20 protein-coding genes are annotated in these 21,388 nt (G+C 68.7%); 12 read left to right on the forward strand and 8 right to left on the reverse strand.

What is annotated here, in order from left to right; all coding sequences use genetic code 11:
* Nucleotides 1-55: 55 nt before the first annotated feature.
* The 6 genes from ACODTB_RS20255 to ACODTB_RS20280 all read left to right on the forward strand — a co-directional run bounded on the left by ACODTB_RS20255 (nucleotide 56) and on the right by ACODTB_RS20280 (nucleotide 7,167).
* Nucleotides 56-1,090, forward strand: a complete 1,035-nt coding sequence (locus ACODTB_RS20255; RefSeq protein ID WP_291119630.1) for a LacI family DNA-binding transcriptional regulator — start codon at nucleotides 56-58, stop codon at nucleotides 1,088-1,090.
* 435 nt (nucleotides 1,091-1,525) lie between these two features.
* Nucleotides 1,526-2,476, forward strand: a complete 951-nt coding sequence (locus tag ACODTB_RS20260; protein ID WP_291121708.1) for a Bug family tripartite tricarboxylate transporter substrate binding protein — start codon at nucleotides 1,526-1,528, stop codon at nucleotides 2,474-2,476.
* Between the two features lie 119 nt (nucleotides 2,477-2,595).
* Entirely contained in the window at nucleotides 2,596-3,936 is a 1,341-nt protein-coding gene (gene gudD / locus ACODTB_RS20265) for a glucarate dehydratase (RefSeq protein ID WP_291121709.1), read from the forward strand.
* A gap of 37 nt (nucleotides 3,937-3,973) precedes the next feature.
* Nucleotides 3,974-4,762 carry an HpcH/HpaI aldolase family protein gene (locus ACODTB_RS20270; RefSeq protein WP_291121710.1) on the forward strand — a complete coding sequence of 263 codons (789 nt, stop codon included), beginning with the start codon at nucleotides 3,974-3,976 and terminating at the stop codon, nucleotides 4,760-4,762.
* A 36-nt stretch (nucleotides 4,763-4,798) separates the two neighbouring features.
* Nucleotides 4,799-5,683, forward strand: a complete 885-nt coding sequence (gene glxR, locus ACODTB_RS20275) for a 2-hydroxy-3-oxopropionate reductase (protein WP_291121711.1) — start codon at nucleotides 4,799-4,801, stop codon at nucleotides 5,681-5,683.
* A gap of 65 nt (nucleotides 5,684-5,748) precedes the next feature.
* Entirely contained in the window at nucleotides 5,749-7,167 is a 1,419-nt protein-coding gene (locus ACODTB_RS20280) for a hypothetical protein (RefSeq protein WP_488929685.1), read from the forward strand.
* Between the two features lie 37 nt (nucleotides 7,168-7,204).
* Here the strand turns inward: ACODTB_RS20280 and ACODTB_RS20285 are convergent, their stop codons facing one another.
* Together ACODTB_RS20285 and ACODTB_RS20290 are read right to left on the reverse strand one after the other, a co-directional pair.
* The gene (locus ACODTB_RS20285; RefSeq protein WP_291118125.1) at nucleotides 7,205-8,170 is read right to left on the reverse strand and encodes an MBL fold metallo-hydrolase; all 966 of its coding nucleotides are present in this window, start codon (nucleotides 8,168-8,170) and stop codon (nucleotides 7,205-7,207) included.
* 2 nt (nucleotides 8,171-8,172) lie between these two features.
* On the reverse strand, nucleotides 8,173-9,159 hold the full coding sequence (locus ACODTB_RS20290; RefSeq protein ID WP_291118128.1) for a Bug family tripartite tricarboxylate transporter substrate binding protein: 987 nt from the start codon (nucleotides 9,157-9,159) through the stop codon (nucleotides 8,173-8,175).
* A gap of 110 nt (nucleotides 9,160-9,269) precedes the next feature.
* Between ACODTB_RS20290 and ACODTB_RS20295 the strand changes: the two genes are divergently transcribed.
* A complete protein-coding gene (locus tag ACODTB_RS20295; RefSeq protein WP_291118131.1) occupies nucleotides 9,270-10,514 on the forward strand; it encodes a LysR family transcriptional regulator in 1,245 nt (414 codons plus the stop codon).
* Here ACODTB_RS20295 and ACODTB_RS20300 read toward each other — a convergent pair.
* From ACODTB_RS20300 to ACODTB_RS20315, 4 genes are read right to left on the reverse strand one after another with little or no spacing between them, the layout of a single operon-like run.
* Entirely contained in the window at nucleotides 10,442-10,846 is a 405-nt protein-coding gene (locus ACODTB_RS20300) for an ACT domain-containing protein (RefSeq protein ID WP_291118134.1), read from the reverse strand. The genes ACODTB_RS20295 and ACODTB_RS20300 overlap by 73 nt on opposite strands.
* On the reverse strand, nucleotides 10,843-11,949 hold the full coding sequence (locus ACODTB_RS20305; protein ID WP_291118137.1) for a pyridoxal phosphate-dependent aminotransferase: 1,107 nt from the start codon (nucleotides 11,947-11,949) through the stop codon (nucleotides 10,843-10,845). The genes ACODTB_RS20300 and ACODTB_RS20305 overlap by 4 nt, the downstream gene beginning before the upstream one ends.
* Nucleotides 11,946-12,758 (reverse strand): trypsin-like peptidase domain-containing protein, encoded by an 813-nt coding sequence (locus ACODTB_RS20310; RefSeq protein WP_488929686.1) that lies wholly within the window; start codon nucleotides 12,756-12,758, stop codon nucleotides 11,946-11,948. The genes ACODTB_RS20305 and ACODTB_RS20310 overlap by 4 nt, the downstream gene beginning before the upstream one ends.
* On the reverse strand, nucleotides 12,755-13,798 hold the full coding sequence (locus ACODTB_RS20315) for an extracellular catalytic domain type 1 short-chain-length polyhydroxyalkanoate depolymerase (RefSeq protein ID WP_291118140.1): 1,044 nt from the start codon (nucleotides 13,796-13,798) through the stop codon (nucleotides 12,755-12,757). Before ACODTB_RS20315 ends, ACODTB_RS20310 begins: the two co-directional genes overlap by 4 nt.
* 169 nt (nucleotides 13,799-13,967) lie before the next feature.
* On the opposite strand from ACODTB_RS20315, the gene ACODTB_RS20320 reads away from it, so the two are divergent.
* The 5 genes from ACODTB_RS20320 (at nucleotide 13,968) to ACODTB_RS20340 (ending at nucleotide 19,744) form a co-directional block, all read left to right on the forward strand.
* On the forward strand, nucleotides 13,968-15,011 hold the full coding sequence (locus tag ACODTB_RS20320; RefSeq protein WP_488929687.1) for an ABC transporter substrate-binding protein: 1,044 nt from the start codon (nucleotides 13,968-13,970) through the stop codon (nucleotides 15,009-15,011).
* Nucleotides 15,008-17,659 carry a PAS domain S-box protein gene (locus ACODTB_RS20325; protein ID WP_291118146.1) on the forward strand — a complete coding sequence of 884 codons (2,652 nt, stop codon included), beginning with the start codon at nucleotides 15,008-15,010 and terminating at the stop codon, nucleotides 17,657-17,659. The genes ACODTB_RS20320 and ACODTB_RS20325 overlap by 4 nt, the downstream gene beginning before the upstream one ends.
* Nucleotides 17,656-18,087 (forward strand): response regulator, encoded by a 432-nt coding sequence (locus tag ACODTB_RS20330; protein WP_291118149.1) that lies wholly within the window; start codon nucleotides 17,656-17,658, stop codon nucleotides 18,085-18,087. Before ACODTB_RS20325 ends, ACODTB_RS20330 begins: the two co-directional genes overlap by 4 nt.
* Nucleotides 18,088-18,112: 25 nt before the next feature.
* On the forward strand, nucleotides 18,113-18,559 hold the full coding sequence (locus tag ACODTB_RS20335) for a universal stress protein (protein ID WP_291118152.1): 447 nt from the start codon (nucleotides 18,113-18,115) through the stop codon (nucleotides 18,557-18,559).
* 99 nt (nucleotides 18,560-18,658) lie between these two features.
* Nucleotides 18,659-19,744: a hypothetical protein gene (locus ACODTB_RS20340; protein ID WP_291118155.1), complete on the forward strand. Its 1,086-nt coding sequence runs from the start codon at nucleotides 18,659-18,661 to the stop codon at nucleotides 19,742-19,744.
* A 6-nt stretch (nucleotides 19,745-19,750) separates the two neighbouring features.
* Here the strand turns inward: ACODTB_RS20340 and ACODTB_RS20345 are convergent, their stop codons facing one another.
* Both ACODTB_RS20345 and ACODTB_RS20350 read right to left on the reverse strand, forming a co-directional pair.
* Complete coding sequence (locus ACODTB_RS20345) at nucleotides 19,751-20,452, reverse strand: ArsR/SmtB family transcription factor (RefSeq protein ID WP_291118158.1); 702 nt, start codon at nucleotides 20,450-20,452, stop codon at nucleotides 19,751-19,753.
* Nucleotides 20,453-20,792: 340 nt separating this feature from the next.
* Nucleotides 20,793-21,362: a DUF2889 domain-containing protein gene (locus ACODTB_RS20350; RefSeq protein ID WP_291118159.1), complete on the reverse strand. Its 570-nt coding sequence runs from the start codon at nucleotides 21,360-21,362 to the stop codon at nucleotides 20,793-20,795.
* Nucleotides 21,363-21,388 lie beyond the last annotated feature (26 nt).

A 21,388-nucleotide genomic window follows, 5' to 3' on the forward strand; every position in this document is an offset into this window, starting at 1 on the left:
GCCGTTTGAGGCTACGATGTGATCAATTTGGTACCGGTACCATTTTAAGCCGCAAATGAAAGAAACCGACAACACCCGGCGTTCGCGCCGTGGCAGCGGGGCCATCACCCTGCGCGACGTGGCCAGGCTCGCGGGCGTGGCGCCCATCACCGCCTCGCGCGTGCTCAACACGCCGGAGCAGGTGTCGGTGGACGTTCGCAAGAAGGTGCTGGACGCGGTGCAGAAGACGGGTTACGTGCCCAACCGCATGGCGGGCGGACTGGCGTCCTCGCGCAGCCGGCTGATCGCGGCGGTGGTGCCCAGCACGGTGATGTCGGTGTTCATGGAGACCATCGAGTCGCTCAATGGCACCTTGTTCGATGCGGGTTACCAGCTGATGCTGGGCCAGTCGAGCTACTCGGCCAGCCGCGAGGAGTCGCTGCTGGAGGCCATCATCGGCCGCCGGCCGGATGGCATCTTTCTCACCGGTGTGCTGCACTCGGGCAAGGGCCGCACGCGCCTGCTGGCGTCGGGCATTCCGGTGGTGGAGACCTGGGACCTGACGCCGGCGCCGATCGACATGTTGGTGGGTTTCTCGCACGCCGACATCGGCCGCGAGGTGGCGAAGTTCCTGATCGGCAAGGGACGGCGGCGCCTGGCGATGATCCGCGCGGACGACGAGCGCGCGGACCGGCGTGCCAAGGCGTTTGCGGCCGAGGTGGCGCGCAGCGGGCTGGCCGAGGCGAAGGTGGAGGTGGTGGACGTGGGGGCTTCGCGCACGATCAAGAGTGGGCGGGATGCATTGGCCCGCCTGTTGGAGATCGAGCCCGAGGTGGACGCGGTGTTCTGCAGTTCGGACCTGCTGGCTTCAGGGGTGGTGACGGAGGCGCGGGTGCGCGGCATCGACATCCCGGGCCGTCTGGCCATCGTGGGTTTCGGCGACGTGCCTTTCGTGGCGGACATGGTGCCGGCACTGAGCACGGTGCACATCAACGGCGCGGACATCGGGCGCATGGCGGGGCGGTGTCTGATCGACCGGGCCGAGGGGCGGGAGGTGGCCCAGCGGGTGGTGGATGTGGGGTTTTCCATCGTCGAGCGGGAAACCACCTGAGTTCTTTCTCCGGCTGATCCGGTCGTCGAGGGTGGGGGTGGCCGGCTCCGCTCATGTCCTCCGAACCGGCTGCGCCGGTTCTCCCCCTTTACTTCGCTGCGCCGGCCACCCCCACCCTCGACGACCTCGTTGGCACCTGTGCGGTCAGTCGCGTGGGGCGCCTGCATCGCTTCTGGCGCGGGAGTGGTCGGCGCTCTGCGCAGCGGGGTAAAGGAGGAGCCCCGGCGAAGCCGGGGCGGGGGACACCCGCGGAGCAGAGCGCCGGCCGCTCCCGCGCCCGCGAGGTGCCTCTCAACCCACCCCGCCCAAAAGCTCAACCAAAAAAACCGTTTGACGCCCCTATTTGGTACCGGTACCATCCGCATCACCTGCATTTGGTACCGGTACCAAATGGAGCCCTTCGTCACACGATTTCAACGACAGGAGACAAGACACATGAAGAAGCTGCTGTGCGCGCTCGGCGCGTCCATGACCCTGACCGCCGCCATGGCCTGGCCGGAAAAGCCCGTCACCATCATCGTGCCCTTCCCCCCCGGCGGCTCCACCGACCTGATCGCCCGCACCCTGCAACCCAAACTGCAGGAAAAATTCGGCGGCACCTTCGTGGTCGACAACAAGGCCGGCGCCACCGGCACCATCGGCGCCGCGCAGGTCGTGCGCTCCGCACCCGACGGCCACACCCTGCTCGTCGCCTCCCTCGGCCCCTACGTGATCGCGCCCCACCTCACCAAGGTCTCCTACGACGCCACCAAGGAGATGGACTACATCACCGTCGCCGTGCAGGCGCCCAACGTGCTCGTCGTGCCCGCCGCCTCGCCGCACAAGAGCATGGCCGACGTCATGGCGTTCCAGAAAGCCAACCCCGGCAAGATGACCTTCGCCTCCTCAGGCAATGGCAGCAGCGACCACCTCACCGCCGAGCTCTACTGGCAGCAGACCAACACCACCGGCGTGCACGTGCCCTACAAAGGTGGCGGCCCCGTGATGACCGACCTGCTGGGCAACCAGGTGGACTCGTCCTTCATGAACATCAACACCGCCATGCCGCAGATCAAGGCCGGCAAGCTGCGCGCGCTCTCCATCACCAGCGCCCAGCGCTCGCCCCTGTTGCCCGATGTGCCCACGCTGCAGGAACTCGGCATCAAGGACGCCAACGTGTACTCCTGGCAGGCCGTCTCCGGCCCCAAGGGCATGCCGGCCGACCTGAAGAACAAGCTGCAGGCCGCCATCAAGGACGCGCTCAACGACCCCGCCATCAAGCCCAAGCTGCTGGAACTGGGTTTCGAGATCGTGGCCAACACGCCCGAGCAGTTCACCGCCTTCCAGGCCAGCGAATTCGCGCGCTGGAAAAAACTGATCGAGACCCGCAACATCAAAGCTGACTGACCCCCGCCGCGCTTTGCGCGACCCCCTTCCAGGGGGCGACACCAGAGGCCCGGCGAAGCCGGTTCCTCGGTGTCTCTTGAAGAGACATCGCCCTCCGGACACCTTCTTTTGACCCCTTCATGCCGACCACCGCATCCACCACCCCCCGCGTCACCGAACTGCGCGTCATTCCCGTCGCGGGCCGCGACGGCATGCTGCTCAACCTGAGCGGCGCGCACGCGCCGTTCTTCACGCGCAACCTGCTCATCCTCACCGACAGCGCGGGGCGCACCGGCGTGGGTGAGGTGCCCGGTGGCGAGAAGATCCGCCAGACGCTGGAGGACGCGCGCGAGCTGGTGGTGGGCCAGACATTGGGGGCCCACCAGGAGGTGCTTCGCCAACTGCAGACCCGCTTTGCCGACCGCGACGCGGGCGGGCGCGGGCTGCAGACCTTCGACCTGCGCACCACCATCCACGCCGTGACGGCGGTGGAGTCGGCCCTACTGGACCTGCTGGGCCAGCACCTGGAGGTGCCCGTGGCCGCGTTGCTCGGCGAAGGCCAGCAGCGCGACGCGGTGGAGATGCTGGGGTATCTGTTCTTCATCGGCGACCGCACGAAAACCAACCTGCCTTACGCCAGCGAACCCGACGCCGACAACGCCTGGTGCCGGCTGCGGCACGAGACCGCCATGACACCCGAGGCCGTGGTGCGCCTGGCCGAGGCCGCGCGCGAGCGCTACGGCTTCAACGACTTCAAGCTCAAGGGCGGCGTGCTGCGTGGCGACGAGGAGGTCGATGCCGTGACCGCGCTGCACGAGCGCTTTCCGGACGCCCGCGTCACCCTCGACCCCAACGGTGGCTGGCTGCTGAAAGACGCGATCCGCCTGGGCCAGCGCATGCGCGGCGTGGTCGCCTACGCCGAAGACCCCTGCGGCGCGGAAGAGGGCTTCTCGGGCCGTGAGGTGATGGCCGAGTTCCGCCGCGCCACCGGCCTGCCCACGGCCACCAACATGATCGCCACCGACTGGCGCCAGATGGTGCATGCGCTCTCGCTGCAATCGGTCGACATCCCGCTGGCCGACCCCCATTTCTGGACCATGGCCGGCAGCGTGCGCGTGGCGCAGACCTGCCGCGACTGGGGTCTGACCTGGGGCTCGCACTCCAACAACCATTTCGACGTCTCGCTTGCAATGTTCACCCACGTGGGCGCGGCTGCGCCCGGCAAGGTCACCGCGATCGACACGCACTGGATCTGGCAGGACGGCCAGCGCCTCACCAAGGAGCCGCTGCAGATCGTGGGTGGCCACGTGCAGGTGCCGAAGAAACCCGGCCTGGGCGTCGAGCTCGACATGGCCGAAGTGGAGAAGGCGCACCGGCTCTACATGGAGCACGGCCTGGGCGCGCGCGATGACGCGATCGCCATGCAGTTCCTGATCCCGAACTGGCGCTTCGATCCCAAGCGCCCCGCGCTGGACCGCTGACAATTCCCCGTCCCATTTGAAAAAAAGAAGGAACCCGATGAGACCCAACCGTCTGCGTGAAATCTGGGCCCGTGGCGGCGCCGTGGCCAACGGCTGGCTGGCCATTCCCAACAGCTTTTCCGCCGAGACCATGGCGCACCAGGGCTGGGACTCGCTCACCATCGACCTGCAGCACGGCGTGGTGGACTACCAGGCCATGGTGACCATGCTGCAGGCCATCTCCACCACCGACACCGTGCCGATGGTGCGCGTGCCCTGGCTGGAGCCCGGCATCCTCATGAAGACCCTGGATGCCGGCGCCTACGCCGTCATCTGCCCCATGGTCAACAGCCGCGCCGACGCCGAGAAGCTGGTGGCGTACACCCACTACGCGCCGCGCGGCACGCGCAGCTTCGGCCCGGTGCGCGCGCTGCTCTACGGCGGTGCCGACTACCCGAAGCACGCGAACGACACCATCGTCACCTTCGCCATGATCGAGACCGCGCAAGCGCTGGACAACCTGGAAGAGATCCTCTCCACGCCGGGGCTGGACGCGATCTACATCGGCCCGTCCGATCTCTCGCTCGCCCTGGGCTGCAACCCGACTTTCGACGACCTCGACCCCAAGGCCGCCGCTGCCGTGGAGCACATCCTTGCGCGCGCCAAGGCGCACGGGCTGGTGGCCGGCATCCACAACGGTTCGCCCGAAGCGGCCGCGCGCCGCATCGCCATGGGCTTCCAGTTCGTCACCATCAGCTCGGACGCGCGCCTCATGGCCGCTGGCTCGCAGCAGGTGCTCTCGACGCTGCGCGCCTCGCAGCCCAAGGCCACGCCCGACGGCTACTGACCCCTTTTCTCCACCTATCGCCAGAAAGAGCCCCTCATGAAGATCGGATTCATCGGCCTGGGCATCATGGGCACGCCCATGGCCCTGCACCTCGTCAACGCCGGCCACTCGCTGTACGTCCACACGCGCAGCCAGGTGCCTGAAGCCATTCAGGCCGCCGGTGGCGTGCGCTGCGACAACGCCGCCGCCGTGGCGAAAGAGGCCGAGGTGATCTTCACCATGGTGCCGGACACGCCCGATGTGGAGACCGTGCTGTTCGGCGAGAGCGGCGTGGCGCAAGGCCTCAGCAAAGGCAAGGTCGTGGTCGACATGAGCTCGATCTCGCCCATGGCCACGAAAGAATTCGCGAAGAAGATCAACGCACTCGGCTGCGACTACATCGACGCCCCGGTCTCCGGCGGCGAGGTCGGCGCCAAGGCCGGCTCGCTCACCATCATGTGCGGTGGCGACGAGGCGGTGTTCGAGCGCGTGCGCCCGCTGCTGGAGCTGATGGGCAAGAACATCACGCTGGTGGGCGGCAACGGTGATGGCCAGACCACCAAGGTGGCCAACCAGATCATCGTGGCGCTCAACATCGCGGCCGTGAGCGAGGCCCTGGTGTTCGCCAGCAAGGCCGGCGCCGACCCGGCCAAGGTGCGCCAGGCGCTCATGGGCGGTTTCGCCGCCAGCCGCATCCTGGAAGTGCATGGCGAGCGCATGATCAAGCGCACGTTCAACCCGGGCTTCCGCATCAAGCTGCACCAGAAGGACCTGAATCTCGCGCTGCAGGGTGCGAAGGAACTCGGCGTGGGCCTGCCGCAGACGGCCAGCGCCGCGCAGCTCATGGGCGCCTGCGCCGCGAACGGCATGGCCGAACTGGATCACTCCGCCCTGGTGAAGGCGCTGGAGCTGATGGCCAACCACGAGGTGGCCAAGGGCTGAGCGCCCTGCTGCGGGGGGCCGAACCCCGCGTGGGCTGCAACCACTGAGTACAGGCTCTCCAGGGGATGTCCCTGGAGAGCATCAACCTCTGTTCTTCGTGGAGCTTTATGTCAATCCAGTTAACGAATTCCGGCACCTATTTCGATATCAACGATCCGAGCGGTTATTGGGCTCAGTATGTGGATATCAATGACCCCAGTGCTTATCCAGAGAACGTGCAGGGCGCGCCTCAAGATGAAGCGCAGCCAGACCCGGTGCCGGAACAGCCGCAGAATGAGCTACTTACGCGGCGGCTGCTGATGGGACTCGTGGCCACACACTACACCGACCGGCATGTGCACAAAAAGTTGGTGCTGGATGTGAGGTCTTCGGATCTTCAAGCAGGCCTTCTTCACCGGGTGCGAACGATGCGAGACAACGCGTCTGAGCTGTGTCGGTACATCGAGGATTTGGGGCGGAATCAACTGTCGACCCAGTTCGCGGAGGTGCTCGACCGCATCCAGGCATTGCGGGATGCCCACCAGCATGCTCCCCTGGGAATTCTGCTCATGCGATGTCAGCAAGAGAAGGTCTTGTCGAATCCCAAGGAGCTCTGCACGCTGGCGACGCTGGTCGCGAGCCGTCCCAGCGAAGAAAAGGTTGAGAAGCTTGTCCAAGCGCTGCATGTGTTTGTATGTGCGCACGGTGTGCCGGCGAGAACGGCCCTTGTCTGGCATTGCTTGTCGGGCGCCATGGGAGTGGGTAACAAAAGCGAACCAACGAATGGTTCTGAATATGCGGCGACCTTTTTGAGAGTCTTGGCGATCGTCATCCGTGAATTTCAACCTGGTTACGGTTCCATTGAGGGAAATCCTCCCGACAATTTTGATTGCTTGCTGGTCATGCGGGCCTTAAAGGATATGAAGGGGCGGTCGAACGACAAGTTGAGAGTGCTTTCTTTCTTGTTGACGGTCTCGCGGAAATTGAGTGATAAGGAGTATGAGGTTGTATTCAAACTTCTAAAAATCCTTCCCCTCAAGGAACACGTTCCCGAAAGTGAGTTGGTTTTTAAAGCCATCTTCCAGCGCATTGACGAGTGCGATGCAACGCTCAGGTCGACGGTGGTGAATGCCTGCATTCGGCTTATTTCTCCATTCGAATTGAGAGATCGCGAACGCAGCTTGCATTGGATGTTTGTCACAGAGCCTGCGTGGACCTATAAAGAACTCACAGACGCATTCTTTGATGCTTTGCGTCAATTCAAGCCACCTTTTGAGGACATGATCGAGCAGAGCATCTTCAGGGTGTCTGATACAACTCGCGCCCGCTTGCTACTCGAAGCATTTGTGCATTACATCCGGCGGCAGCCCATCGAGACGCAAGAAGTGATGCTGACGGATTTGTTGCGCCGTGTGGAAAAAGCTCTTCAATCCGGCAAAAACTTCAAAGTTGATGGGCATTGCGTCACTGTCCTCAAAAATGGCTTGGCCGCATTGAAGCCCTGACGCCAGACCATCCCGTCTGCCATCCACCCGCCGCAGGCTACGCCGACGCGAAGGCGTAGCCATTGCCTTCCGCCTGGATGCGGCCGAAGGCGGGGAACGGGAAGTGGTAGCCGCCCACGATGCCCTGCTCGGCCGCCGCGCGCGCCAGGGCGGCGCGGCGCGAGGCGCGGGCCCGTTCGGGGTCCATGTCGAACTGCACCTGCCAGTCCGGGTTGCGGGTGAACAGCGCGGGGTAGTGCGCCGCATCGGCCAGGTAGGTGAAGCTCGCGCTCGAACCGCGCAGCGAGAACAGCGTGTGCCCAGGTGAATGGCCGTACGCGGCGATGCTGTCCACCGCGCCCAGCAGCCGGTCGCCGGGCGTGAAGCGTTGCAGCCTGTCGGCCGGGTAGCCGTCCAGCACGCGCCGCGCGTTCACGAAACCCGCCTTGGCCGCCGGCGGCGCCGCTTCCAGCCGCTTCGCATCCATCCAGAAGTCGAACTCCGGTGTGGGCACCCACACGGTGGCGTTGGGGAACACCAGGCTGCCGTCCTTTCGGCGCAGGCCGCTCACGTGGTCGCCGTGCAGGTGGCTCAGCAGCACCACATCGATGTCGGCCGGGCCCAGACCGGCGCCGCGCAGGTTCTCCAGCAGGCGGCCGGTGTTGGGTGGCCCGTTGTCGGCGAAGCCGGTGTCGATCAGGCAGCGCTTGCCACCCACGACCAGCAGGAAGGCGTTGTACGGCACGTCGATGTACTCGGTGGGCAACTGCTGCGAAGCCAGCACGGCCTTCACTTGCTCCAGCGGCGCGTTGCGCACGAACTCCTCGCCCAGCGGGCGGCGCACCACGCCGTCGTTGAGCGCGATCACCTCGGCCGAGCCGAGCGAGAACCGCCGCCAGCCCTGGGCGGGCAGCGGGGCCGTGCCCAGGTTGCTCGCGCCCTGGGACCAGGCCGAGCCGAAGGCGAGCGCGGTGGAACTCACCGCACCCCACAGGAGGAAGTCGCGCCGGGTGGAGGTGGTCATGGTCAGTCCGCTTTCACGTTGCCGCGCTGGATCACTTTCGCCCAGCGGGGAATCTCGCGGGCGATCAGCTGCGAGAAGGCCTGCGGCGTGGTGGGCGTGGGCACGGCGCCTTCGATCGCCAGGGCGCGCGCCACCTCGGGCGAGGTGAGGGCCTTGTTGATCTCGCTGTTGTAGAGCGCGACCAGCGGCGCGGGCATACCGGCCGGGGCGACGATGCCGTACCACTGGTCGGCATCGAAGCCGGGGTAGCCGCTCTCGGCCACGGTCGGCACGTCGGGCAGGGCGGGCATGCGCTGCGGGCTGGACACGGCCAGCGGCCGCAGCCGGCCGCTGCGGATGTGCGCGATCAGGGCCGGCGAGCCGGTGAAGATCGCCTCCACCTGGCCGCCCAGCACGTCGCTCACCGCCGGGGCGGCACCCCGGTAGGGGATGTGCGGCATGAAGATGCCCGCTTCCTGCTTGAGGTACTCGAAGGTGATGTGGGCCGCGCTGCCATTGCCGCCCGACGAGTAGTTGAGCCGCCCCGGCTCGGCCTTGGCCTTGGCGATGAAGGCCTTGAAGTCGGTGGCCGGAAACTTCTCGTTGACCACCAGCACGTTGGGCACGCGGGCCACGAGCGCCAGCGGGGCGAAGCTCTTGACCGGGTCGTAGGGCAGCTTGGGGTAAATGGAGGGGTTGATCGCCAGCGTGCCGATGTGGCCCATCATGATCGTGGCGCCGTCCGGTGCCATGCGCGCGACCTCGCCCGCGCCCACCGAACCGGCGGCACCGCCCTTGTTCTCGATCACCACCGTGATGCCCAGTTGCGTGGCCAGGCGCGCGCCGATCGCGCGGCCGAGGATGTCGGTGGAACCCCCGGGCGGAAACGGCACCACCAGCTTGATGGTCTTCGGGAGTTGCGCCTGTGCCTGTGCGCGGCCGACGGCCAGGCCGGCGGCGGTGGCCAGCACGAGCTGGCGGCGGGTGATCCGGGGTGCAGAAGAGGTCATGAGATTCTGTTTATAGGAGAACGGGTAGGAACGCCGTCCAGTGTCCCGGTTGGCGTTGCTGGCCGCAACTGCAATATGCTTGTCCAGGATTGCAATCTGCTTATGACAGCATGGACCGACAGGACGACACACGAACCCGCTTGCGCGCGCTGCGCACCGTCGAAGCCACCCACGAAGGTGGCAGCGCCGCTGCGGCCGCGCTGCTTCTGCACGTATCGACCTCGACGGTGTCGCGCACCATCCAGCAGGCCGAACAGGCCTTGCAGGTGGGCCTGTTCGAGCGCGGCACCCGGGGCATGGTGTGCACCACACCCGGTCTGGCCGTGGTGCGCGGCTGCGTGGCCGTGCGCGCCGAGCTGATGCTCAGCGTGACCGACGGCGTGTCGTCGGCGCAGCGGCAGGTGGAGAGTCTGTTTCGCGTGCTCACGGTACCCATGCTGCGCTGCTTCGTTGCCTGCGCCGAGCTTGCCAACGAAACGCTGGCCGCGCGTTCGCTGGGTCTGTCGCAGCCAGCGGTCAGCCAGCAGCTGCGGTCGCTGCACCGGGCCTACGGCCGGCCCCTGATGCAACGCACCCAGCGCGGCCTGCGCCTCACGCGCGACGGCCAGCGCGTGCTGGGGCCACTCAAGCGCGTGCTCAGCATCCTGCGCGTGCTGGAAGAGCAGATGTCCGCCTACCGGGGCGAGGCCTCGGGCCGGCTGCACCTGGGCGTGCTGCCCATGGCCAGCACCTCATTGGCACCCCAGGCCCTGGCCGGGCTGCTGCAGCGCATGCCGAAAGTGGTGGTGACCGTGAGCGACGGCACCTACGAGGCCATGGCCCGGCAGCTCAAGACCGGCGACCTCGACATGATCCTCGGCCCCTTGCGCGGCGAGCTCGTGGCGCCCGAGCTGGAGGAGCGCGAGCTGTTCCAGGAGTCGCTGATCGCGGTCGTGCGTCCGGGCCATGCACTGGCTTCGGCGCGCCGCCGGCTCGCGTTGCGCCAGTTGCGCAGCCTGGCCTGGATCGCGCCGCTGGAGAACACGCCAGCCCACGCCGCCTTCGAGCGCGCGTTCCGCGCTGCGGGTGTGCCCTTGCCCGAGGCCTCGTTCCACGCCAACAGCCCGTCCCTGGTGCGGGCGCTGCTGATGAAGAGCGACCACATCGCGCTGATGTCGCCGCTGCAGGTGCAGGAAGACCTGGAGAGCGGTGCGCTGGTGCGCGTGCCGGTGACGCTGCACGAGGTGGACCGCCGCATCGGCATCACCGTGCGGCGGGCGTTCGCCTGGCCGCCTGCCTGCGTCTACCTGTGGAACGAGCTCAGCGCCCTGAGTGTTTCGGGCAGCTTGTCGACCGGCACCAGCAGGTGGTCGTGATAGAAGCCCGAGAGCACGTTGCAGGGAATGGAGGTGGCCGCCAGCACGCCACAGATGCGCGCCAGGAAACCCACGGCAGACAAAGAGGAATGCACGGACAAGGTGATCAGCGCGGACTCGAATTGGAAGTCAATGCCCAGCGCCACGGCCTGCGCTTTGGGCACGATGGCTGTCAGGCCCTCGACCTCATGGATGGTGGACACCGGTTCGAGTCCGCTGGGCAACGAGGCATCGGGGAAGGTGCAATAGACGAAGGTGCCCGGGCAGACGACGGGCGCCATGTGTTGCAGCAATTGGTCGAGATCACTTTCGCCGGCCATGGGGGTGTTCATGTCGTGTATTGAGGACGTGCCGTGTGTGGCGATGGGAGGCCGGCTGCCCGCAGGAACGCATCGTTCTCCTCCGGCGTGCCCACCGTCACCCGGAAGCAGCCTTGCAGGCCGTGCAGTCGGTCCTGCCGTCGCACCAGCACGCCGCCCGCGAGCAGTTGCGCGTGGGCTTGGGCTGCGTCGGGTGTGCGCACGAGCAGGAAGTTGGCGTGCGAGGGCAGGGGCCGCCAGCTCGGGTGGCCTTGCAAGGCGGTGAACAGGCGCTCGCGTTCGCGCAGGGTTTGCGCCACGCGTTCCTTCACGTAGCCGGGGTGCTCCAGCGCCACCTGCGCGCACACCGTCTGCAGCACCGACACGCCAAACGGCGGCACCAGCTTGCGCAGCTGGCGTGCCACGCCGTCGGACGCGAGCGCGTAGCCCATGCGCAGGCCGGCCAGGCCCCAGGCTTTGGAGAGCGTGCGCAGCACCACCACGTGCGGGTGCCGGCGCGCGAGCTCGCGCGCATCGTGCTCGGTGAAGTGGTGGTAGGCCTCGTCGATCACCAGCAGCCAGCCGTTGCTGCTGGCCTGCGCGAGCCGCTCCAGTTCGTCGAGTGCACACAGCGAGCCGGTGGGCGCGTGCGGGCGCGGCAGGTAGATCACGCCCTGCGGCGCGGGGCCGGGGGAGGTGCCCAGGGCGGCGATCACGGCATCGATGTCGATCGAGGTGTCGTCGCGCAGCGGCACCTCGGTGAGGGTGGCGCCAAGCAGTCCCGCGTCCAGGCCGTAGAGCGCGAAGTTGGGTTTGACGGTGACGACGCGCCCGCCGCCCAGTGCGCTGAGCTGGATCAGCAGGGCGATCAGCACGTTGCTGCCGGTGGTGACGACGGTGCCCTCGGGAGACCAGTTTTCGTGCCGTGCCATGGCTTCGCACAGGGCCTCGGCGTTGAGGTCGGTGTAGCGGTGCCAGGGCAGCTGGCGCAGGCGCTCGAGCGCGAGGTCCTTGAGTTCGTCGGGGAAGTCGGCGAAGGATTCGTTCTGGTCGAGCTTGATGGGCGCCGTGATCGGGGAGAAGGGGTAGTCGGGGCTGGCGAGGACGGCGGGGCGGACAGGAGGCTGCGGGTTCATTCGGCGGTGGCGGGTTCGGTCAGGGTGAGCAGGATGTCGGCGTACCAGGCGCAGTTCAGGCCCAGCGACTCGTCGAGCACGAGGTCGCGGTTGCCCATGTCCATGCGCGAGGAGTGCACGCCCAGCAGTTTCCAGGGCAGGGCGGCGGTGGCGGGTGTGGGCTGGGTGTCGCGCATGACCACGGCCGCGCCGCTGGTGCCCCGGTGGGTGCGCGCGTCGGTCAGGAAGAAGCCCTGGGCCTGGAAGCGGATGCCGAAGGGCGAGGCGATGGCCGCGTGGCGCAGCACCGGCAGGTGGTGCACCACGTCGTGGAAGCCGAGCGGAAAACCCACCACCATCAGCGAGGTGTCGGCGGGCACGGCGTCAAAGGCGGTCTGCAGGTGGGCTGGTGTGAAGGCGCGCACCACGGCCTCGGCGGGGAAGGCGCTGCGGTCGAGTTCGATCACCGCCACGTCGATCTCACCACCGCTGTCCTCGCCCTGGTGCCAGACGGCGAGGCCGTCCACGTACAAGGGTACCGAGAAGCCGGTGGAGACCGTGAGGTTGACCGCGTCCATGTGCAGGCCGATCTCGATGCGGTCGGGCCGGTGGTCGGTGGCTTCGTCGATCAGCACGTGGCGGCTGGTGACGAGGTACAGGCGCGTGTCGCGCTCGAAGAAGAAGCCGCTGGCGTTGGTCAGCGGCTGGGTGCCCACGAAGGTGGAGACCTGGGGCGCGGCCAGAAACAGCGGGTCCACCAGCACGGGGGCGGTGGCGGGGGCCGGGGCCTTGGCGACGGCCCTGGGGGCGGTGCGGGTGTGTTTCGTCATCGGTCCAGTGTGGCAGGTTTCGCGGGCGTTTCCGTGCCGGGCATCCGCCGGAACTGGCGCGAGACGAAAGCCCAGGCCATGCGCGAGGCATCGGGCCCCCGGGCGTCGCTGTAGGGCTGGCTGGCCGTGCCGCCGCTCCACGCATGGCCCAGCCGGGGCACCTCCACCAGGCTGACCAGGGCGTGGCCGCGTTGCTTGAAATCGGTCACCGTCATCGGGTGCCGCTGGCCGCGCCGCAGTTCGCGGGGTGCACCGGCGGTGGCGCCGAGTTGCGCGGCCCACAGCCGCGCGACGGCCGCGCCATTGCGGGGCGAGACCATGGCGTCGCTGCCGCCCTGGATGACCAGCAGCGGTGGCCAGCGCTCGGCCGTGGGGTCGGCGGGCGCTTCGCCCGGCGCTGGCAGGCGGCGCCCGCGCATGGCGGCGAGCGCGGTGGCGGTGGATTCGGCCACCCCGGGTGCCACGCCCGAGTGCATCACCACGGCCCGGAAGCGCGTGGGCTCGCGCGTGGCGAGCAGCGCCGCCATGCCCGCGCCGGCCGAGAGGCCGGCCAGCGCGATGCGCGCGGGGTCCGCCGCATGCAACAGGACGACCTGGTCGATCGCCGCGAGGATGAGCGAGGCTTCGGCCTGGGCGCGGCCGCTGCGCGTGTCGTACCAGTTCCAGCAGCGCTGCGGGTGGGCCAGGCGGTCCTGCTCGGGGTAGAGCACCAGAAAACCTTCGCGGCGCGCCAGGGCGTTCATGCGCGTGCTGGCCGCGAAGCCCGCGCTGTCCTGGCCGCAGCCGTGCAGCATCACCAGCAGCGGCACCCGCCCGTGGGGAGGCAGGTCGGGCGGGCGGTAGAGCCGGTAGCGCCGCGCGCCGCCGGGCCCCAGGGCCAGGCCGGGCAGCCAGTCGCCCGGGCCGGTGGCCACGCCGCGCGCTGCCTTGGCCCGCGCCACCCGGGGCGCGCGGGGCAGTTGTCGGGCCGCGCGCGCCATCGCGCGCAGGTTGCGGTTGAAGGCCTTGACCCAGCTGGACGTGGCGCGCCGGCGTGCCACGGCATCAGCCCCTGCTGCGCGGCAGCGGCGCCGGGCTCAGGTCGTGGAGGTCGATCATGCGCAATGGGGGTGGCAAAGCGGGCAAAAGTTCAGTTTTGCGGCCTGTCGTGGCCACGGGTTGGTCCGAAACCGCCCTTGATGGTGACAGAATGTTTTGATGGCAGATGGGATGCGGAGCAATTCAGGACTCGAAGGGAGGCTCGCTGGACACGGTGTCCTCGGGTGGTGGCTGCGCGCCCGCGCGGCGGTGGGGCTGCTCGCCTGCGTCGGCGCGCTCGCGGGCTTGGCTGCCTGCAGCGAGCCGCCCCAGCCACCGCTGGTGGTCGGTCTCAACACCTGGGTCGGCTACGACCCCCTGGTGCTCGCGCGCGACCGTGGCCTGGCCGATGCGAAGCAGGTGAAGGTGGTGGAACTCATCTCCAGCGCGGAGGCGCTTCGCCATTTGCGCAACGGCTTGCTGGACGCGGCGGGCCTCACCATGGACGAGGCCTTGCGCCTGGTGGACGGCGGCTTCGACGTGCGCATCGTCGCGCTGCTCGACACCTCGGCTGGCGCCGACGTGGTGGTGGCCGCGCCGCGCATCACGAGTCTGCAGAAACTGCGCGGTGAAAGCATCGCGGTGGAAGAGGCCACCGTGGGCACGCTGATGCTCGAACGCCTGCTGCGCAAGGCCAACCTGCGGCGCGAGGACGTGACCGTGTTGCGCATGGATGCCACGCAGCACAAGACGGCGCTGCTGAGCGACCGCGTGGCCGCGGCGGTGAGCTACGCGCCGATCGACGGGCCGATCCAGGCCCTGGGTTACCGCGCCATCTTCGACAGCCGCCAGATGCCGGGCGAGATCGTCGACGTGCTGGTGGTGCGGGGCGAGGTGTTGCGCCAGCGCCCCGAGGCGGTGGACGCGCTGATAGCGGCCTGGGCTGCCGGCCTCAACGTGATGCGGCTGGACCCGGGTGGCGCGGCCACCTCGCTGGCGCCCGGCGCCGACCTGACGCCCGCGCAATACCAGGCTGTGCAGCGGGGGCTGCGCTTCTATTCACCCGAGGAATCGCTGGCCATGCTCACCGGCAACCCACCCCCGCTGGCGCAGCAGGGCGAGGGCGTGGCCCGCCTGCTGGTGGAGCTCGGCGTGCTGCGCTCGGCACCCAACTGGGCCGCGCTGATCGACACCACACCGGCGCTGCGCGCGCCAATCTCGGGGCCCCTGCCGTGAAGCCGGTGGCCCGCCTGCTCTCCCTTCCCGCGCGCTGGCTCGCGCCTTTTCTGCTGGCCGCCTTCGCCCTCACGACCACGGGCGTCAACCTGGTGATGCAGTGGCGCGAGGTCGATCAGCAGGTGACCGACAGCGAGACCCGGCGCCTGCGCGAACGCCTGGGCGTGGAGCAGAGCCGGCTGAGCGCCGAGACGGGCAACGCCAACACGCTGCTGGTGCGCCGGCTCGTGGGCGGGCTGGGCCTGTACAGCGGCATGCAGCACGCCTACCTGATCGATGCGCGCGGCGTGGTGCTGGCGTCGCTGATGCGCACCGACATCGGCTTGCCGTTCGCCGATCTGCAAGGTCTCTACCCCGAGCTCGCGGGCGTGAAACCCCTGTTGGCCGAGCCCATGACCGGTGCCACCCTGCAGGTGGCGCGCGCGGCCGGTTCATCCCTCCTGTTTGGCCGGGCGGCGCTGGAGCCGGGGCACGAGTTGCTCACCGTCGTCGACCTGAGCCAGCCCATGGCCGTGCGATTCGTGGGCATGCGCTCGCAGGTGCTGCGCGAGAGCCTGGTGCTGCTCGTGCTGGTGGCGCTGCTCGCGCTGCTCCTGCACTGGGTCTGGTTCCGGCGCGCCGAGCAGCTGGCCCGTGCCCTGACCTCCATGGGCGAAGGCCAGTTGCAGGCGCGCACCGGGTTGCAGGGGCGCGACGAACTCGCGCTGATCGGCGCCGCCGCCGACCGCATGGCCGAGCGCCTGCAGGCCAGTCACGCGCAACTGCAGCGCATGAACGACGTGGTGGACCGCTCGCCGCTGGTGGTGATCGAGTGGGACAACGTGGTCGGCTGTCCGATCCGCTACGTGAGTCCCTCGATCGCCCAGTGGGGCTATGCGCCCGAGCCGCTGCTGCAGGGCCGCATGACCTACGACGACCTGATCCATCCCGACGACGTGGGCCAGGTCAACGCCGAGATCGACTGCTACCTGAAGCACGGGCCGGACACCTATCGCCAGGAATACCGCCTGCGCTGTGCGGATGGCCGCTGGATCTGGATCGACGACCGCAGCGCGCTCACCCGCAACGCCGAAGGCCAGGTCACGGCCATCAGTGGCGTGCTGCTGGACATCACGGTGCAGAAGGAAGCTCAGATCGCGCAGCGTGAGCAGGCCGAGTTCCAGCGCCTGTTCTACGAGCTGCCCCTGATCGGCATGGCGATTTCCTCACCCCACAACACCGGCTGGCTGCAGGTCAACGACCGGCTGTGCCAGATCCTGGGCTATCCGCGCGAGGAGCTGTTGCAGCGGACCTGGTCTGAGATGACCCCGGCGCCCGATCTGGAGCGCAACCTCGCGCTGCTCGACCGCATGAAGGCCGGCCTGACCGACAGCTACCAGATGCAGAAGCGCTTCGTGCGCCGGGACGGCAGCATCGTGCACACCGAGATTCACGTGCGCGCGGTGCGCGAGCCCGACGGGGCGCTCAAGCACCTGTTCTCCATCGTGCAGGACATCACCGAGCGGCTGCAGACCAGCCAGGCCCTGAGCGACCAGAAAGGCCTGCTGGAGCAGGCCGAGGCCATGGCCGGCCTGGGCAGCTGGCTGTACGACTCGCACACCAAACACATCTGGTGGTCGCGCCAGATGTACCGCAACATCGGCCGCGACATCGCGCAGGGCCCACCACCCACCCTCGACGACTACCTCGACTGCCTGCACCCGGACGACCGCGACCGCGTGGCGCGTTTCATGCGCGCCACGCCGAGCAACCGAGGTCGCCTGCACGCCGAGTTTCGCCGCCACCCCTCGCTCGGGCCCGAGCGCTGGTTCCGGGGCGGCGTCGAATGCCGCGCCATGGCGGAAAACGCCGGCCATCACTACAGCGGGACCCTGCTGGACATCACGCAGATCAAGCAGGCGCAGATGAACCTGGAGCGCATCAACGCCCGTCTGGAGCAGCGCGTGGCCGAGCGCACCGAGCAGCTCAGCGCGGCGAACCGCGAACTTGAAGCCTTCTCGTACACCGTCTCGCACGACCTCAAGGCGCCGCTGCGTGGCATCGACGGCTACAGCCAGCTGCTGCAGGAAGAGCACAGCGAGCGGCTGGACGACGAAGGCCGGCAGTTCATTGGCCGCATCCGGCGCGGCGTGCAGCAGATGGGCGCGCTGATCTCGGACCTGCTGGACTACTCGCGCATGGAGCGCCGCACCATGGAACACCAGGCGGTGGAATTGCGCCCGCTGCTGGACCTGGTGCTCGAAGGCCACGCGGCCGACATCGCGGCCGCCCGCACCGAGCTGCGCCTGCAGCTCGAGCCCATGACCCTGCAGCTGGACCGCGAGGGGCTCGCGGTGGTGCTGCGCAACCTGGTGGGCAACGCCATCAAGTTCAGCCAGGGGCGCCAGCCGCCTCGGGTGGAGATCGGTTCGCGCAGCGAAGCAGGGCGGCGCATCCTCTGGGTGCGCGACAACGGCGTGGGCTTCGACATGAAGTACCACGACCGCATCTTCGGCATCTTCCAGCGCCTGCAGCGCGCCGAGGACTACGCCGGCACCGGCGTGGGCCTGGCGCTGGTGGCCAAGGCGGTGCAGCGCATGGGCGGCCGCGTGTGGGCCGAGAGCGCACCGGACCAGGGCGCCACGTTCTACCTGGAGTTTCCGTCATGAGCGCCGCCCAACCGCTGCCCTCCATCCTGCTGGTGGAGGACAACCCCATGGACATGGACCTCACCCTGCGGGCTTTCAACAAGAAGAAGTTCTCCAACACCATCCATGTCGCGCGCGACGGGGAGGAGGCGCTGGCCTGGTTGCCCCGCTGGGAAGCCGGCGAGGCCCTGCCCGCCGTGATCCTGCTCGACCTCAACCTGCCGCGTGTCAATGGCCTGGAGGTGTTGCAGCAACTCAAGGCCCATCCGCGCTTTCGCAGCATCCCCGTGGTGATATTGACATCGTCGCGGGAGGACAGCGACCTCAAGTCCGCCTACGATCTGGGGGTGAGCTCGTACATCGAGAAACCGGTGAGCTTCAGCAAGTTCATCGAGGTGGCCGAGCGCATCGAGATGTACTGGTGCATGCTCAACGAGCGGCCCTACTGACCACAAGACAAGGAATGGAAAGACCATGCTGAAAATCCTCATCCCCGTCGATGGTTCCTCGCACGCCCTGCTGGCCGTGCACCACGCGCTGCGGCTCGTGGGCGCTGGTCTCAAGGCGCGCTTCGTGGTGGCCAACGTGCAGGAGTCGGCCAACCTCTACGAGCTTGTGGTGGCGCACGACCCGGCGGTCCTGCAGCAGGTGAGCGAGGCCGCCGGGCGTGACCTCGTGCGCCCGGCCGTCGCCTTGCTCAGCGCTGCGGGCCTGCAGGTCGAGTCGGCCGTGGCCAGCGGCGACCCGGCGCACCGGCTGGCCGAGATCCTGGAAGGCCATGCCTGCGACGCCGTCATCATGAGCACGCGCGGCGGTGGCCTGCGCTCGGCCGTGCTGGGCTCGGTGTCGCAGGACATGGTGCAGCGCTCGCCCGTGCCCGTGACCCTGGTCAAGGTGCCCGAAGACGCGGCACCCGACTGACGCCAGCGGCGCCGCCGCACCGAAGAGCCGGCCCAGGCCGGCTCTTCGCTCGTTCACCGACCCCCTTTCGGCTTTCCTTCCCGTTCCACACCCCTGCCCGTGACCCTGCTCTTTGCCGCCCCCGATGCCTCCGGCGCGCTTCGCTTCATCGGCGAGGTCGAGCGCGGGGCCGACTGCGGCTGCCGTTGCCCGGTGTGCGGCAGCGCCCTGGTGGCGCGCCAGGGGGCCGCCAACGAATGGCATTTCGCGCACGAGGCCTCGCAGGAGCGACCCGAATGCGCGGCGGCGGCGGCCAGCATGCTGCGCCGCTTCATGCTCGAACACCTGCAGGCCCGTGGCGAGGCCGGCGGGCTCTCGCTGCCGCCGTACCAGCAGCGGGTGGCGATCGTGCGCGCCCTGATCAACGTGCACGAAGACGTGCAGTGGGGCGCCCAGGCCATGGGCGCCCTGCAATGGCTGTCCGAGGCGGCGCTCCACGAACCGGTGGCGCGCGCGCGGCTCGACACCGGCGTGGACCTGCACCTGTTCGTGACGGTCGGCGAGGCCGACCTGCCACCCCCCGACACGGGCTGCGCGCAGCTGGTGTTTCGCTGCCGCCTGCCGCCGGCCTCGGTGCTGCGCGATCGCCACGCGGCCGAGCAACACCTGACGCAGCACGGGGAACTGGCCTGGGTGCACCACCCGGACACGCTGGGCCTGGTCGCGGCCGCGCAGGCGCGGCTGGAAGCGCGCAGCCGCCAGATCTATGCCAACTGGCTGGCCATGGCCGATGCCGCCGGTGGCCCGGCCACCGTCGTCGACACCCGCCCGCCGCCGCTGTTCTATGGGCCAAGCACACGCACCGAGCCCAAGGAAGCGCCGCGGTATGCCTGCGCGCCCGCGCACGCGCCGAACGTGAGCTTCACGCTCTACCGGTTGTCACCCACCGAAGCGTGGTTGCTCTACCTGCTCGAACGCGTGGGCCCGCTCGACTGGCGCACCGCCACGGAGAAGTTCTACGCGCTGGCGCCGTACCCAGGTCCTTTCGAGGGCTGGGCCCAGGCCTTGCCGCTCAGCGTGGGCGTGGCCGACCTGGATGTGGGCATCGTGCGCTGCACGGGTTTTCTGGACGCGGTCACCTACCTTTCGCGCCGCTCTCAACTCACGCGCAGCGGTCGCGACCCGACGGCCTTCCAGGGCGTGTGAGGCCCATCAGGCCGCGCGGCCGGCCGCCTGCTCCAGGCGGGGCAGCAGTTCGCGCTGCCCTTTGGGCATGAGGTCCAGCACCCGGCCGCTGCCGCGCCGCAGCCAGCCCTGGGTCGTGAGGTGCTGGAGGATGTCGTCGGCCAGCTGGCCGGCCAGGTGGTCGCGCCGTTCCGACCAATCCAGACAGGGGTAGGCAAAGCGCCGGCTGGCGCGTGGTGGCGCGGGCTGCAGGTCCAGGTGGTCGGACAGCCACGTGTGCCCGGCCTCGGTGAGGGCGTAGCCGCCGGCCTGGGCCGCCAGCGCGCCCCGGGCCTGCAGGGCGTCGTGCAGCAGGATGCCCAGGCGCCCCGCCATGTGGCCGTAGCAGCAGCGTGCGTAGCGCAGGCGTTGGCGCTCGGGATGGGCCCAGGCCTGGTCGTGCACGTCGCGTTCGGCCACCAGGGCCAGCGCTTCGAGCGCGTGCGCCACGTCGGCGTCGGCCAGCCGGTAGTAGCGGTGCCGTCCGCGCGGCTCGCAGACCACGAAACGCGCGTCCAGCAGCTGGGCGAGGTGGCCGCTGGCGGTGGCGGGGGTCACCGAGGCCGCCTTGGCGAGTTCGCCCGCGCTGGCGAACTCGCCGCTCATGAGGTAGGAGAGCATGCGCGAGCGCGCCGGGTCGGCCACCATGGCGGCCACGCGGGCGAGGCGGGGTTCGTGAGCGGCTTGCATGGAGGCAGCGTAGCGCACTCGGGGCGCCACGTGGCACGCCTTGTTTCGGTGGGGGCCAAAGCGTTGCGCCGGTCATCGGCGCCCAGGGGGAGCGGCTCCGCTCATGTCCCCCGGGCCGGCTGCGCCGTCCCTCCTCCTTCACTTCGCTGCGCCGCTCCCCCTGGCCACCGACGACCTCATTGGCACACGATCCGTTGGCGATCCAACATTCCTTCTGGCGCATGGGCCTCAGGCGTTCTGCGCAGCGGGGTAGAGGAGGAGGCGGCACCAGCCGCCGGGGGACACCCGCGGAGCAGAGCGCCTGAGGCCCATGCGCCCGCGAGGCAGTCGAATGAAGCGGCTAGGAAGTCACAGACGACCTGGCCGGCGGCTGCCAGCGAAAGAACATGGGATACACCCGCTCCACCACCGGTCCATTGAAATCCCAGCCCACGCACTGGCCCAGGTGCGCGGGCGGGCGGCCGTCGCCCTTGGGCGCGAACGCACCCGCGCCCGCGCAGGTCTGGAAGGCCGCCGTGGCGAGGTTGAACAGCAATTCCCGCAAGTGGGTGCAGCCCTGCACGTCGCCCAGGTGGCGCTGGATGGTCTGGCGCCAGCCGCGCCCCAGCACCTCGCCCACCATGCGCTGCAGGTTGGGCATGGCCTCGGGGCACGGACCGTGCGGAAAAGCGTCCATCGCGACCTCGACGCCGTGGATCACCATGCCCTCGTCGAAGGTGACGCGCAGGCGCATGTGGTGGATGGGCTCGCCCGCCAGCCAACGGCCTTCGTCGTGGATCTCGATGTCGTGCGGCTTGCTGTCGTGCAGTTCGCCTTCGACCTCCCACAGGCCGTCGTCGCGCCGGAAGCCCTGGTAGGTGACGCGCCGGGTGTGCATGGGCGTGCGGGGAGCGGGGGTGGGCAAGGGCAAGGCAGGTTCTCCGGACAACGTGGGAT

The organism is Hydrogenophaga sp. FG152 (assembly GCF_057809615.1).